This is a genomic window from Catellatospora sichuanensis, from assembly GCF_007483665.1.
Classification (GTDB): Bacteria; Actinomycetota; Actinomycetes; order Mycobacteriales; family Micromonosporaceae; genus Catellatospora; species Catellatospora sichuanensis.
The window spans coordinates 116,570-128,325 of the sequence record NZ_ML660189.1; the positions used below are offsets into that span (position 1 = coordinate 116,570).

An 11,756-nucleotide genomic window follows, 5' to 3' on the forward strand; every position below is an offset into this window, starting at 1 on the left:
CGCGTGCCTGAGCGCAAGAAACTGCTGCTGCGGCTGGATCCCGCGGTGTACGACGCCGTCGCCCGCTGGGCGGCCGACGACCTGCGCAGCGTCAACGCGCAGATCGAGTACGCCCTGCGGGCGGCGCTGAAATCGGTGGGGCGGCAGATCGACCGCCCCACCGCGGGCGTGCCCGCCGACGAGGAGCCGGACGGCGGCTGAGACCGCCGTCCCTCCATAACGGACGGCGGCGCTACAGCGGCGATCCGGGTGCCATGACGGCGTTCTCCACCACCGGCGGTCGGCGCCGCCCGGCGAACACCGCGCCGAGCAGCAGACCCGTCCAGACCAGGTGGAGCAGCCAGAGGACGAGGCTGACGAAGCTGATCGCGGCGTAGCGCGAGCTGCCGCCCTCCTCGATCACCGAGCGCAGGCCGAAGGTCTGCCACCAGGTGCTGATCAGGAAGGTCAGCGCGCCCAGTCCGGTCGCCGCGACGGTGAGGCCGGTGGCGGCGGAGCCCAGGCGGGTACGCAGCGCCAGCGCCGCGACCAGGCCGGCGATCATCAGCAGCACGCCGACGGCCTGCGGCAGGATGACGCCGAGCAGCGACATGTCGAACGATTCCACAGCATGCTCCCGAGGGGTGGGCGACCCCGACACCGTATCGAGCGCCCGCCATCCCCGCCCGACCGCATGGCGGCCGATGCCCTCCCCACGCCGCCGACCTGCCGCCGCGCCCAGCCCAGTCGCAACTTTCAGGACTTGCGGCCTTCGGGGAGTCCTGAGGCCGCAAGTCCCTGAGAGTTGCGGCAGGAGGGATCCGCCGCGGCGGCGATGGGGCCGGGGCCGGCTCCCGAGGATTGGGCGGCCGGGCCACCGGATGGGCGGGCGGCGCAGGGCGCGGCCCTACCATGGCCATCGTGACGATCTCCTTCGCGCCCGGGGCGTACACCGTCCATGCGCCCGCCACCAGCGCCAACCTCGGACCGGGCTTCGACGCCCTGGGCCTGGCGCTCGACCTCTGCGACGAGGTCACCGCCTGGGTGGCCGACGACGGCAAGACGACCGTCGAGGTGACCGGTGAGGGCGCGGGCGAGCTGCCCCAGGACGACACCCACCTGGTCGTACGCGCGATGCGGGAGACGTTCGGCGAGCTGGGCGCCCAGCCCGTCGGCCTGGGCCTGCGCTGCGTCAACCGGATCCCGCAGGCGCGCGGCATGGGCTCCTCCAGCGCCGCGATCACGGCCGGGGTGACCCTGGCCAACGCGCTGACCGGCGGGCGGCTGACCCGGGCCGACGAGGTGCGCATCGCGGGCCGGATCGAGGGGCACCCGGACAACATCGCGCCGTGCCTGCTGGGCGGCTTCACGATCGCCTGGACCGAGGCGGGCGGGGCGCGTGCCGTGGCGCTGCCGGTGGCCGCGGAGATCCGGCCGACGGTGTTCGTGCCCGCCGTACGCGGCCTGACCGCCCACGCACGCGCCGCGCTGCCGGCCACCGTGCCGCACACCGACGCCGCCTTCAACGCGGGCCGGGCGGCACTGCTGACCCATGCGCTGACCGGCGCCCCGGGCCTGCTCTTCGCGGCCACCGAGGACCGCCTCCACCAGGGCTACCGGGCTGCGGGAATGCCGGAGACCGCCGCGCTGGTTGCACAGCTCCGGGAGGCCGGCGTCGCCGCCGTGGTGAGCGGGGCCGGGCCGAGCGTGCTGGCGCTTTCAGCCGTGCCGTCCGGTTTCGAGGCCGGCGGGAGTTGGTTGGCACACACTCTTGCGGTGTTCGCTGGTGGCGCCCGCGTTTCGGCGGGTAGGATCCCTGGTTAGAAACCGGGGCGTATCACCTGTCTTTTGCAGCATTTCAGACACGCCGAGTAGCCCGGTGTTGCCGCTGGTCTCAGTCGTTGATTACGCTCTAGGCAGCACAGCCGCGAAGCGCCCGATCTTGCGGGGCGGCGCAACCGGAGCTCGGTTCAGACGGATACGTTCGCCAAACGGCCGTCCACCCCCAGTCCTATGCCTGCCGCAGACTGATCGCACGCTCCAGGCGTGTCCACGCCGTCGTATGTGGACGGTGGCGGAACGTCGTCGTGACTGCGCAAAAACTCCCGTAGCGCTCTGGATGAGCACCACGGGTTTCCGAGGCCGCCCGGCCGCCAACTGTCGCAAGAAGACCCGGGCAGCCCCGGCCAATCGAGGGAAGGAATCCATTGAGCGACACCACCGACATGACGTCGGATGTCTCCCACGTCGCTGACGACGCCTCCACCGGCCGGCGCCGCCGCTCCGCCGGCAGCGGTCTCTCCGCGAAGCTGCTGCCTGAGTTGCAGACCATGGCAGCGGGGTTGGGTATCACGGGCACCGCACGCATGCGCAAGGGCGAGCTGATCGCCGCGATCACGGCCAGCCAGGGCGGTGGCGCACCGCGCCCCCGTGCTGACGTAGCCGCGGCCGCTGCTCCGGCTCGCGAGGAGGTGCGGGCCGAGGTCCGCGAGGCAGCGGGCGAGCCCGCGCCGACAGCAGCCGAGGGCACCGAGCCGCGTGGCGAGCGTCGTAGCCGCCGCAACGCTCCGGAGCCCCGTGGTGAGGCGGAGGCACCGGCCGAGGGCCGCGAGAACCGTCGCGAGTCCCGCCGTGAGCGTGCCGAGCGCGGTGACCGTCCCGAGCGTGCCGAGCGCGGCGACCGTCCCGAGCGTGCCGAGCGCAACGCCGAGCGCGGGGAACGTCCCGAGCGTGGTGACCGTCCCGAGCGCGGGGAACGTGCCGAGCGCGGCGACCGGCCGGAGCGCGGGGAGCGTACCGCCGACCGCGGCAACGACCGTGGCGCCGACCGCGGCCCCGACCGGGGCGGCTTCGACGGCGACGAGGACGGCGACGGCCGTCGCGGCCGGCGCAGCCGGTTCCGTGACCGCCGCCGAGGCCGCGAGCGTGGCGAGACGGTCGGCGCGAGCGGTGGCGGCGGCGAGCCGCACGTGGGTGAGGACGACGTGCTCGTGCCGGTCGCCGGCATCGTCGACGTCCTGGACAACTACGCCTTCGTGCGCACCACCGGCTACCTCTCCGGCCCCAACGACGTCTACGTGTCGATGTCGCAGGTGAAGAAGTACGGCCTGCGCCGCGGCGACGCCATCACCGGCGCCGTCAAGGCCAGCCCGCGGGACGGCGAGCAGCGGCGGGACAAGTACAACCCGCTGGTGCGCCTGGACACCGTCAACGGCATGGAGCCCGAGGAGGCCCGCCGCCGTGGCGAGTTCTACAAGCTCACTCCGCTGTACCCGCAGGACCGCCTGCGTCTGGAGACCGAGCCGCACATCCTCACCACCCGGGTCATCGACCTGGTCATGCCGATCGGCAAGGGCCAGCGTGCGCTGATCGTGTCCCCGCCCAAGGCCGGCAAGACCATGGTCCTGCAGGCGCTGGCGAACGCGATCACGACGAACAACCCGGAGTGCCACCTGATGGTGGTGCTGGTGGACGAGCGGCCTGAAGAGGTCACCGACATGCAGCGCTCGGTCAAGGGCGAGGTCATCGCCTCGACGTTCGACCGGCCGCCGCAGGACCACACCACCGTCGCCGAGCTGGCGATCGAGCGGGCCAAGCGCCTGGTCGAGCTGGGTCACGACGTGGTGGTGCTGCTGGACTCGATCACGCGTCTGGGCCGGGCCTACAACCTGGCCGCGCCGGCCTCCGGCCGCATCCTGTCCGGTGGTATCGACTCGACCGCGCTGTACCCGCCCAAGCGCTTCCTCGGCGCTGCCCGCAACATCGAGAACGGCGGTTCGCTCACCATCCTCGCCACGGCGCTGGTGGAGACGGGCTCCATGATGGACACGGTCATCTTCGAGGAGTTCAAGGGCACGGGTAACGCCGAGCTCAAGCTCGACCGGAAGATCGCCGACAAGCGCATCTTCCCGGCCATCGACATCGACCCGTCCGGCACCCGCAAGGAGGAGATCCTGCTGGCGCCGGAGGAGCTGGTCATCGTGCACAAGCTCCGCAAGGTCCTGCACTCGCTGGACTCGCAGGCGGCCCTGGATCTGCTGCTCGACAAGCTCAAGCAGACCCGGACCAACATCGAGTTCCTGATGCAGATCGCGAAGTCCACTCCCAACGAGTGAGCTGAGCGCAGCGACATGAAGGGCCGGCACCGCGAGGTGCCGGCCCTTTCGCGTGTACGGGATCAGCCCGCCGCGGCCTCGACGATCAGGTCGGTCACCGGGCCGGGCAGCGAGGCGAGCGAGGCGTGGCCCGCGTCCAGCTCGACGGTCCGCCGGGGGCCCATGCGCTCGGCCATCCGGCGCTGGTTGTCCGGATTGATCATGCGGTCCTGGGTGGAGACCTGATACCAGGTGGGCTTGGCCCGCCAGGCGGGCGCGGTGATCGTGTCGCCGAAGGTGGAGGCCAGCGGCGCCTTCTGGGTCACCGCCATGACCAGGGCCTCGTCGGCGGGCAGGTCCTGGCAGAAGCTCTCGTGGAACTTGTCCTGGCGGATCCACAGGTAGCCGTCGGAGTCGGGCGGCCCGACGTTCGCGATGGCCGCGGGCGGCATATCCTGGGTGACCTGGCCGGGGCTCTCCCCGGCGTCGGGCGCGAACGCCGCGATGTAGACCAGGCCGGTCACGTTGGGCAGGTCCCCGGCCTCGGAGAGCACCGCGCCGCCGTAGGAGTGGCCGACGAGCAGCACCGGCCCCGGCACCTGGCGCACCATGCGGCGGGTGCGCTCGGCGTCGTCGGCCAGCGAGGTGAGCGGGTTCTCCACGGCACGCAGCGCGTCGTAACCGCGGCGGTGCAGTTCGACGATGACCTTGGCCCAGTGGGCCGCGCCGCCCCAGAACCCGTGGACCAGGACGATGGTCGGCTTGTCTGCCATGTACCCAGGCTAGGTCCGGCAGAGCAGGCGCGTGGCCGGATCGCGAGCCTCCGGAACCAGTCCGGCATCGGGGGATGTGCAATTACCTTTCGGGTTCTATTGTTTGTCTGAAGTTTTCCTTCAGGCATCCGCGCTGCCGCACGCGCCTCTCCGGATGGGACTGCACTGACGGCAGCACCCACACCCCCCGGGAGGAACCGTGCCTTCGCGAAGGCGGATACACCCCCTGCTCCTTGCCCTCACCACGCTCACCACGGCCGCCGCCACGGCCCTGTCACAGCCCGCCGTCGCGGCCGCACCTGCCCTCACCGGCACGGCGGCCGCGCTGCTCGGCCCGGCCGGGTCGGCGCAGGACGGCGACGTCGTGGTCGGCTCCGACTACGTGGACACCCCGACCAGCACCCGCCCCGTCGCCCCCGGGGTCACGCTGACCTCCTTCGACCGCTACGACGCCCGCGGCTTCCTGCGCGCCGACGCGCTCACCGTGGACCTGTCCGGCAGCGCCACCGTCGACTACGTGTTCCCGGGCGCGGTGGCGGCCACCCAGCCGCTGGCGCAGCAGCTGGCCGCCCGCGACGACAAGCGGGTCGTCGGCGCGGTCAACGGCGACTTCTTCGACATCAACAACTCGGGCGCGGCGCAGGGCGTCGGCATCCAGGGCGGCGAGCTGATCCAGGCCCCGCTCGCCGGGCACCACAAGGCCGTCGGCTTCACCTCCGGCGACGTGGGCCGCCTGGTGGAGGTGTACTTCGAGGGCACCGCCACGCCCGAGGGCGGCGCCCCGATCACGCTCACCGGCTTCAACACCCACGCCCTGGGCGCGAACGCGGTCGGCGTGTTCACCGGGCTGTGGGGCGACTTCAGCCGCGCCCGGCCGGTGACCGGTGCGAGCCGGACCACCGAGGTCGTACTGCGCGGCGGCGTGGTCGAGTCGGTCTCGGCGACGCCGGGCAGCGGCCCCATCGCCGAGGGCGCCCAGGTGCTGCTGGGCCGTGAGGCGGGCGCGGACGCGCTGGCCGCGCTGACCCCGGGCACCCGGGTCACGGTCGCGTACCGGCCGCGCAGCTCCGACGGAGGCGAGCTGACCACCGCCATCGGCGGCAACGCCTGGCTGCTGCGTGGCGGGCAGCTCGCCGACGGGGCGGTGGTCGACGCCGACAACCCGCGCACCGCGGTCGGCTTCGACGCCACCGGCACGAAGATGTACCTGCTCACGGTGGACGGGCGGCAGGCCGACAGCCACGGGCTGACCCTGCGCGACCTGGCCGTGATGATGCAGCGGCTGGGCGCGCACGACGCGCTCAACCTCGACGGCGGAGGCTCGTCCACGATGCTGGCCCGCGAGCCCGGCACCGCCGTGCCGCAGCTCGAGAACGCGCCGTCCGACGGCAGCGAGCGGCCCACGCCCAACGGCCTGGCGGTGCTGTCGCCGGTCGGCAGCGGGCGGCTGCACGGGTTCTGGGTGGAGACCGCGACCGCGCCGATGGCCGCGCCCACGCTCAACGACGTACGCGGCGGGCGGCCGGACCGGGTGTTCCCCGGACACTCCCGCCGGCTGACCGCGGCGGGGTACGACGAGACCTACGGCCCGGCCGCGGGCACTCCGTCCTGGAAGGTGTTCCCGGCCCTGTCCGGCCGGGTCGCCGACGGGTCGTTCCGTGGATTGCTGCCGGGCACGGCCACCGTCACCGCGTACCGCGGCCCGGCGACCGGGCAGCTCACCATGACCGTGCTGAACCGGCTGGAGCGGATCAGTCCCACCACTGGCCGGTTGTCGCTGGCCGGGGCGGGCAGCACCGGCGGCTTCGGCGTGCTCGGCTTCGACCGCGACGCGCTGAGCGCGCCGATCGAGGCCGACGAGGTCGAGCTGAGCTACGACACGTCGATCGTGGACATCGTCCCGGACGGCGCGGGCGGCTTCCGGGTCACCGGCAAGGCCGACGGCGGCACCGTCGTCGAGCTGAAGGTCGACGGGAAGGCGACGCGGGTCGGCATCACCGTCGGCTCGCGCGAGGTGGTCGTGGCGAACTTCGACGACGCCGCCGCCTGGAAGTGCACCACCGCCCGCGCGACCTGCGCGGTCGCCGCCGTGCCTGGCCACGACGGGCTGGGCCTGCGCATGTCGTACGACTTCACGCAGTCCACCGGCACGCGTACCTCGTACGCCACCCCGCCCGCGCTCATCGAGCTGCCCGGGCAGCCGCTGGCCGTCAGCATGTGGGTCAACCCCGAGGCCGGGCGCGGCGAGTGGGCGCGGCTGCAGGTGTACGACGCCACCGGCGCGCTCGTTCCCGCGTTCAGCGGGCCGTACCTCACTAAGACGGGCTGGCAGAAGATCGAGTTCCCGGTGCCGGCCGGGCTGCAGCACCCGCTGAAGTTCCGCTGGTTCTACCCCGCGGAGGTCAAACCGGAGGCCTCCTACACCAACGCGATCGTCATCGACGACCTCGCGGTCAAGCTCCCCGCCACCATCGACGTGCCGGCCGACCCGGCGTACGAGCGGGACTTCGTGATCCGCGACGGCGCGGCGGCGGACGAGAAGTGGCGCTTCGCGGTCATGTCCGACGCCCAGTTCGTGGCCCGGAACCCGGACAGTGACCTGGTCCGCAACGCCCGGCGTACGCTGCGCGAGATCAAGGCCGCCGCGCCGGACTTCCTCGTCATCAACGGCGACTTCGTGGACGAGGCCGCCCCGGCCGACATCGCGCTGGCCAAGCAGATCCTCGACGAGGAACTGGGCGGCACCCTGCCGTACTACTACGTGCCCGGCAACCACGAGATCATGGGACCGGGCAACCTGGACAACTGGCGGGCCGTGTTCGGCGAGACCCACCGCGTCGTCGACCACCGGGGCACCCGGTTCGTCATGCTCGACTCCGCCAAAGGCACGCTGCGCGGCGGCGGGTTCGACCAGGTCCTGATGCTGCGGCAGGCGCTCGACGAGGCGGCCGACGACCCGGCGATCGGCTCGGTCGCGGTCTTCTTCCACCACCCGCCCCGGGACCCCACTCCGGTGCAGGCCAGTGAGCTGGCCGAGGCGAAGGAGGTGGCCACCGTGGAGCGCTGGCTGGCCGACTTCCAGTGGACCTCGGGCAAGGGCGCGGCGATGGTGAACAGCCACGTCGGCACGTTCGCGGCCAGCGAGGTCGACGGGGTGCCGTACCTGATCAACGGGAACTCGGGCAAGGCGCCGTCCACCTCGCCCGCCGAGGGCGGCTTCACCGGCTGGACGATGGTCGGCGTCGACCCGGTCAGCCCGCTGGAGTGGCTGGTTCCGCGCCTGTTCCCGCAGGCCGGGGTGGCGGACTGGTTCCACGCCGAGATCCGCCCGCACGTGGACGCGCTGGACCTGACCGCGCCTGCGACGCTCGCCGTCGGCGCGAGCGGGCCGGTGTCGGCCGTGGTCACCCAAGCCGGGCGAGCCGTGCCGGTGGCCTACCCGGTGTCCGCGGACTGGGCGGGAACGGTCCACATCGGGTCGGCCCGCACCGCGCCGCGCACCGCGGTGGCAACCTACGACCCGTCGACCGGCCTGCTCACGGCCCTCCGCCCCGGCACCGCCACCCTCACCGTCACCGTCAACGCCACCACCGCCACCACCTCGATCACCGTCCCCTAACCCCGACCCGACACCCCCCACCCCCGTCCTCGCCTCCCGGCCCCACCGCGCGGCCGGGCCGATCCGAGCGGCAACTCTCAAGGACTCGCGGCCTCAGATGCGCTCTGAGGCCGCGAGTCCTCAAGAGTTGCGCAGGGCCTGGTGGTCGCCGCGGTCGCTGGACGGCGGCGGCGGATGGTTGCCGGTCAGGGGATGAGGTCGGTGATGGGGATGGTGGCCCAGTCGAGGCGGGGGACCGAGATGTGGTCGCCGGAGTGGAAGACGCCGGTGGACTCGTACACGTCGGTCTCGTCGAGCTGGTAGGTGTGCACCACGAGTTCCGGTAGCGGCTCGATGCGCCAGTAGCAGGGGATGCCGGCGTCGGCGTACTCGGCGGGCTTGTGTTTGCGGTCGGCGGTCTGCGTGCCCGGGCTGACGATCTCGACGGCGAGCAGCACGGCCTTGGGCGGGAAGCTGAACCAGTCGAGGTTCACCGCGTCCCGGCGCACCACCAGCACGTCGGGGTTGCGCCGGTGGTCGTCGGCGAGGCGGATCTCCTGCTCGTGCAGCGCGGTCAGGTGCTCCGGGCACCGGCGGAGCAGGCTGTTCACGAGCCTCATCATGACGATCTGGTGCCGGGCTGTGGGGGGCGTCATGACGTGCAGCACTCCGTCCACGAGCTCGATCCGGGAATCCGGGGGCAGGGCGTCGTACTCGTCAGGGGTGACCGTCACCGCGCTCGGCAGCGTGATGTGCGCCCCGTCCTGGGCGACCTTCGGCAACGGCCTGCTCATCTCGTCCTCTCACACCGACATCTGTCCATCCATGTTAAGAAGGGCACCTTCCTCTACCAATAGCGATAAGAAGGTGCCCTTCCTTAGGGGAGGGTCAGAAGTCGCCTTCGGCGACTTGGAAGACGGTCAGGCCCAGTTCGCGCCACATGCGGACGACCTGGTTGCGGTCGTCGAGGACGGCCACCACGTACCAGGCGTCGCGGATCTCGTTCTCGAAGATCTCGCGCTTGACCACGGAGTCCTTGCGCTGGTCGCCGGTGACCCGCATGTGCAGGGCCGCGTAGGGCACGCCGACGTGCCGGTCCAGCCACGCGGCGGTGGACTCGCGGCAGGCGTCGACCCGGCCGGAGCAGTAGACGATCGCGTGGCCCGCGGCGTGCAGGGCGCGGACCGCGTCGATCACCGGCTGGTGCGGCAGGTCCAGGTGGACGCGGGTGTGGTCGTACGGGCTGCGGTCGCCCATCAGCGCGACCGTGCCGTCGAGGTCCACCAGCACCGCCCGGGGCGCGTCCTGGCGCGGCTCGTACACCAGGCGCGGCCCGGGGCTCGGCAGCACGATCGGCTCGCGGTGCCCGGCGAGGTAGCGCTCGTGCATGCGGTGGATCGCCTCGGGGCCAACCCGCTGGTCCTCGGGCCGGGCCGCGTCGCGCTCCAGGCAGGTCGCCAGCGGCACGTCGGTGAAGTCGCGCACGGTCACCTGCGCGCCGCAGTCGACGGCGAGCTCGGCGAGTTCGCGTACGACCCTGGCGCGCAGGTTGGTGTCGTCGCAGATCACGTCGGCGCCCGCCTTCAGCAGGGCCTCGACCTGGGCCCGCTGCGCGACGGTGACCTGCCGCTCCGCCCAGCCCTCACCGAGGTTGCCGCCGTGCAGCATGCGCCGCAGGTCGTCTCGGTTGACCCGGACGCCGGGCTGGTCCTTGGCCCAGGTGGTCTTGCCCGAGCCGGGCAGGCCGCGGGTGATGGTGAGGGTGGGCATGGCGTGTCGCTCCCGTCGTGGTCACTCGTCGTCGAAGGTACGGCCGTGCGGGCGCTCGTCGCCGTCGGGCTTGAGCTCCTCCCACAACTGCCGCCGGTACGGCTTGCCGTCCAGGTGCGCGAACAGGAAGCCGCGCAGCGCGTGCCGGCCCGCGACCATGGCGTAGTCCTTGCGCGACCAGCCCTCGGGCAGCCCTTCCATGATCGCGTCGTGCGCCTGCGCCACCTGCTTCTCCAGGTCGGCCAGGCCGGTGGTGAGGCGGGTGGCCAGCTCGGTGACCCAGCCGTGGAACTCGTCGGGCAGCGGTTCGGCGATCTCGGCGACCGTCGCGCCCTCGCCCAGCGCCGCCCAGACACCGCGGGCGCTCAGGCCGGTGACGATGCGGTGCAGGTGCACGTACTCCTCGTACTTGATCTTCACGCGGGCGTCCGTGCCGAGCGCGTGCACGACCAGGCCCTCGCGGCCCGGCCGCGCCGGCGCGGCCAGCGCCTGCTCGAACGTCGGGTACGCGAACGTCTCCACCACCGGGCCCGGCCAGTCGGCCACCGCGCCGGGCGGGAACGAGCGCCCGGTCGCGATCTCCACCGCGCCCAGCAGCATCAGGTCGTTCATGCCGCCGTAGTCGACCACGATCCGGTTGCCCGGGTAGATGATCTCCACGAGCACGGTCAGCCCCGCGGGCGGCACCCAGTGCGGGTAGCGCTGGCGCAGCAGTGCCGTGGCGTGGCGGGCCTGGTCCGAGGCGAACGAGCCGCGGGTGGCCACGGCCGGGCCGTCCGGGGTGGGGTAGACGATGCCCAGCGAGCCGTCGGCCTTGTCGGTCACCACCACCGGCTCGTCCAGCCCGATCGCGGCCGCGCCCGGCTGCCCGTGGTTGAAGAATTTGACCAGGGGGCGCGCCAGCACCGTCCCGGACGCATCACTGATCAACCCACGGCACGCCAGTGTCACGTCGTCCCACGCGTTCGCGTACGTGCACTTCTCCGTGTAGTTGTAGATCGTGAGCGGCAGCTCCGGGTGGGTCTGCGCGCGGACGAGCCCTTCGGCCATGGCGTGGTCCAGGGCGCCGGGCGGGAAGATAGCGGCGAGCGTCGTTGTTGCCATGGGGGACATGGCCGGTGACGCTACGAGACTTCCTCGCGAATCGCAGCCGAGTTAGCCGCTGAAGATCGCGAGCGAGGTGGATGGCATACTGGTCAGTCGGCCACCGGGACTGGTTCACGCCCGAGCCGTCCGGACGAGCGTCCGGCGGTGTTGACAGCGACCCAGCGCCCATGAAAACGAAAGGACCGTGACTATGAAGTCCGGTATTCACCCGCAGTACAACGAGACCACCGTCACCTGCTCCTGTGGCAGCACCTTCACCACCCGCAGCACCGCCAAGGGCGGTTCTATCCACGCTGAGACCTGCAGCGCCTGCCACCCGTTCTACACGGGCAAGCAGCGCGTCATGGACACGGCCGGCCGGGTGGCCAAGTTCCAGGCCAAGTACGCCAAGGTCGCCAAGAAGGACGCCAAGTAGCTGTAGTGACGACGCCCGCT

10 protein-coding genes are annotated in these 11,756 nt (G+C 72.1%); 5 read left to right on the forward strand and 5 right to left on the reverse strand.

All coding sequences use genetic code 11. The features are described 5' to 3' along the window. Nucleotides 1-3 precede the first annotated feature (3 nt). Nucleotides 4-201, forward strand: a complete 198-nt coding sequence (locus tag FLL47_RS10870) for a type II toxin-antitoxin system antitoxin (RefSeq protein ID WP_144120350.1) — start codon at nucleotides 4-6, stop codon at nucleotides 199-201. Nucleotides 202-232: 31 nt separating this feature from the next. On the opposite strand, the gene FLL47_RS10875 is transcribed toward FLL47_RS10870, so the two are convergent. After that, complete coding sequence (locus FLL47_RS10875) at nucleotides 233-607, reverse strand: hypothetical protein (RefSeq protein WP_144120351.1); 375 nt, start codon at nucleotides 605-607, stop codon at nucleotides 233-235. A 293-nt stretch (nucleotides 608-900) separates the two neighbouring features. Between FLL47_RS10875 and thrB the strand changes: the two genes are divergently transcribed. Continuing rightward, nucleotides 901-1,803 carry a homoserine kinase gene (gene thrB, locus FLL47_RS10880; protein ID WP_425457677.1) on the forward strand — a complete coding sequence of 301 codons (903 nt, stop codon included), beginning with the start codon at nucleotides 901-903 and terminating at the stop codon, nucleotides 1,801-1,803. Between the two features lie 383 nt (nucleotides 1,804-2,186). Next, on the forward strand, nucleotides 2,187-4,094 hold the full coding sequence (gene rho / locus FLL47_RS10885; RefSeq protein WP_144120353.1) for a transcription termination factor Rho: 1,908 nt from the start codon (nucleotides 2,187-2,189) through the stop codon (nucleotides 4,092-4,094). A gap of 62 nt (nucleotides 4,095-4,156) precedes the next feature. On the opposite strand, the gene FLL47_RS10890 is transcribed toward rho, so the two are convergent. Next, nucleotides 4,157-4,846: an alpha/beta hydrolase gene (locus tag FLL47_RS10890; protein WP_144120354.1), complete on the reverse strand. Its 690-nt coding sequence runs from the start codon at nucleotides 4,844-4,846 to the stop codon at nucleotides 4,157-4,159. A 199-nt stretch (nucleotides 4,847-5,045) separates the two neighbouring features. Here FLL47_RS10890 and FLL47_RS10895 point away from each other — a divergent pair, with 199 nt between their 5' ends. Further along, entirely contained in the window at nucleotides 5,046-8,465 is a 3,420-nt protein-coding gene (locus FLL47_RS10895) for a phosphodiester glycosidase family protein (RefSeq protein ID WP_144120355.1), read from the forward strand. A 185-nt stretch (nucleotides 8,466-8,650) separates the two neighbouring features. On the opposite strand, the gene FLL47_RS10900 is transcribed toward FLL47_RS10895, so the two are convergent. The 3 genes from FLL47_RS10900 to FLL47_RS10910 form a co-directional block, all read right to left on the reverse strand. Continuing rightward, nucleotides 8,651-9,238, reverse strand: coding sequence for a Uma2 family endonuclease (locus FLL47_RS10900; RefSeq protein WP_144120356.1), 588 nt, complete (start codon nucleotides 9,236-9,238; stop codon nucleotides 8,651-8,653). A 94-nt stretch (nucleotides 9,239-9,332) separates the two neighbouring features. Beyond that, the gene (locus tag FLL47_RS10905; RefSeq protein ID WP_144120357.1) at nucleotides 9,333-10,214 is read right to left on the reverse strand and encodes a phosphatase domain-containing protein; all 882 of its coding nucleotides are present in this window, start codon (nucleotides 10,212-10,214) and stop codon (nucleotides 9,333-9,335) included. 21 nt (nucleotides 10,215-10,235) lie between these two features. Beyond that, nucleotides 10,236-11,318, reverse strand: coding sequence for an RNA ligase (locus FLL47_RS10910; protein ID WP_144120358.1), 1,083 nt, complete (start codon nucleotides 11,316-11,318; stop codon nucleotides 10,236-10,238). A gap of 193 nt (nucleotides 11,319-11,511) precedes the next feature. Here FLL47_RS10910 and rpmE point away from each other — a divergent pair, with 193 nt between their 5' ends. Further along, entirely contained in the window at nucleotides 11,512-11,736 is a 225-nt protein-coding gene (gene rpmE, locus FLL47_RS10915) for a 50S ribosomal protein L31 (protein WP_120318328.1), read from the forward strand. The last annotated feature ends 20 nt before the right edge of the window (nucleotides 11,737-11,756 follow it).

What these genes read in the sequence shown, in the direction of transcription:
- FLL47_RS10890 (WP_144120354.1), bottom strand. Translation starts at nt 4,846, where the DNA reads ATGGCAGACAAGCCGACCATCGTCCTGGTCCACGGGTTCTGGGGCGGC.
- FLL47_RS10900 (WP_144120356.1), bottom strand. Translation starts at nt 9,238, where the DNA reads ATGAGCAGGCCGTTGCCGAAGGTCGCCCAGGACGGGGCGCACATCACG.
- FLL47_RS10905 (WP_144120357.1), bottom strand. Translation starts at nt 10,214, where the DNA reads ATGCCCACCCTCACCATCACCCGCGGCCTGCCCGGCTCGGGCAAGACC.
- FLL47_RS10910 (WP_144120358.1), bottom strand. Translation starts at nt 11,318, where the DNA reads ATGGCAACAACGACGCTCGCCGCTATCTTCCCGCCCGGCGCCCTGGAC.
- rpmE (WP_120318328.1), top strand. Translation starts at nt 11,512, where the DNA reads ATGAAGTCCGGTATTCACCCGCAGTACAACGAGACCACCGTCACCTGC.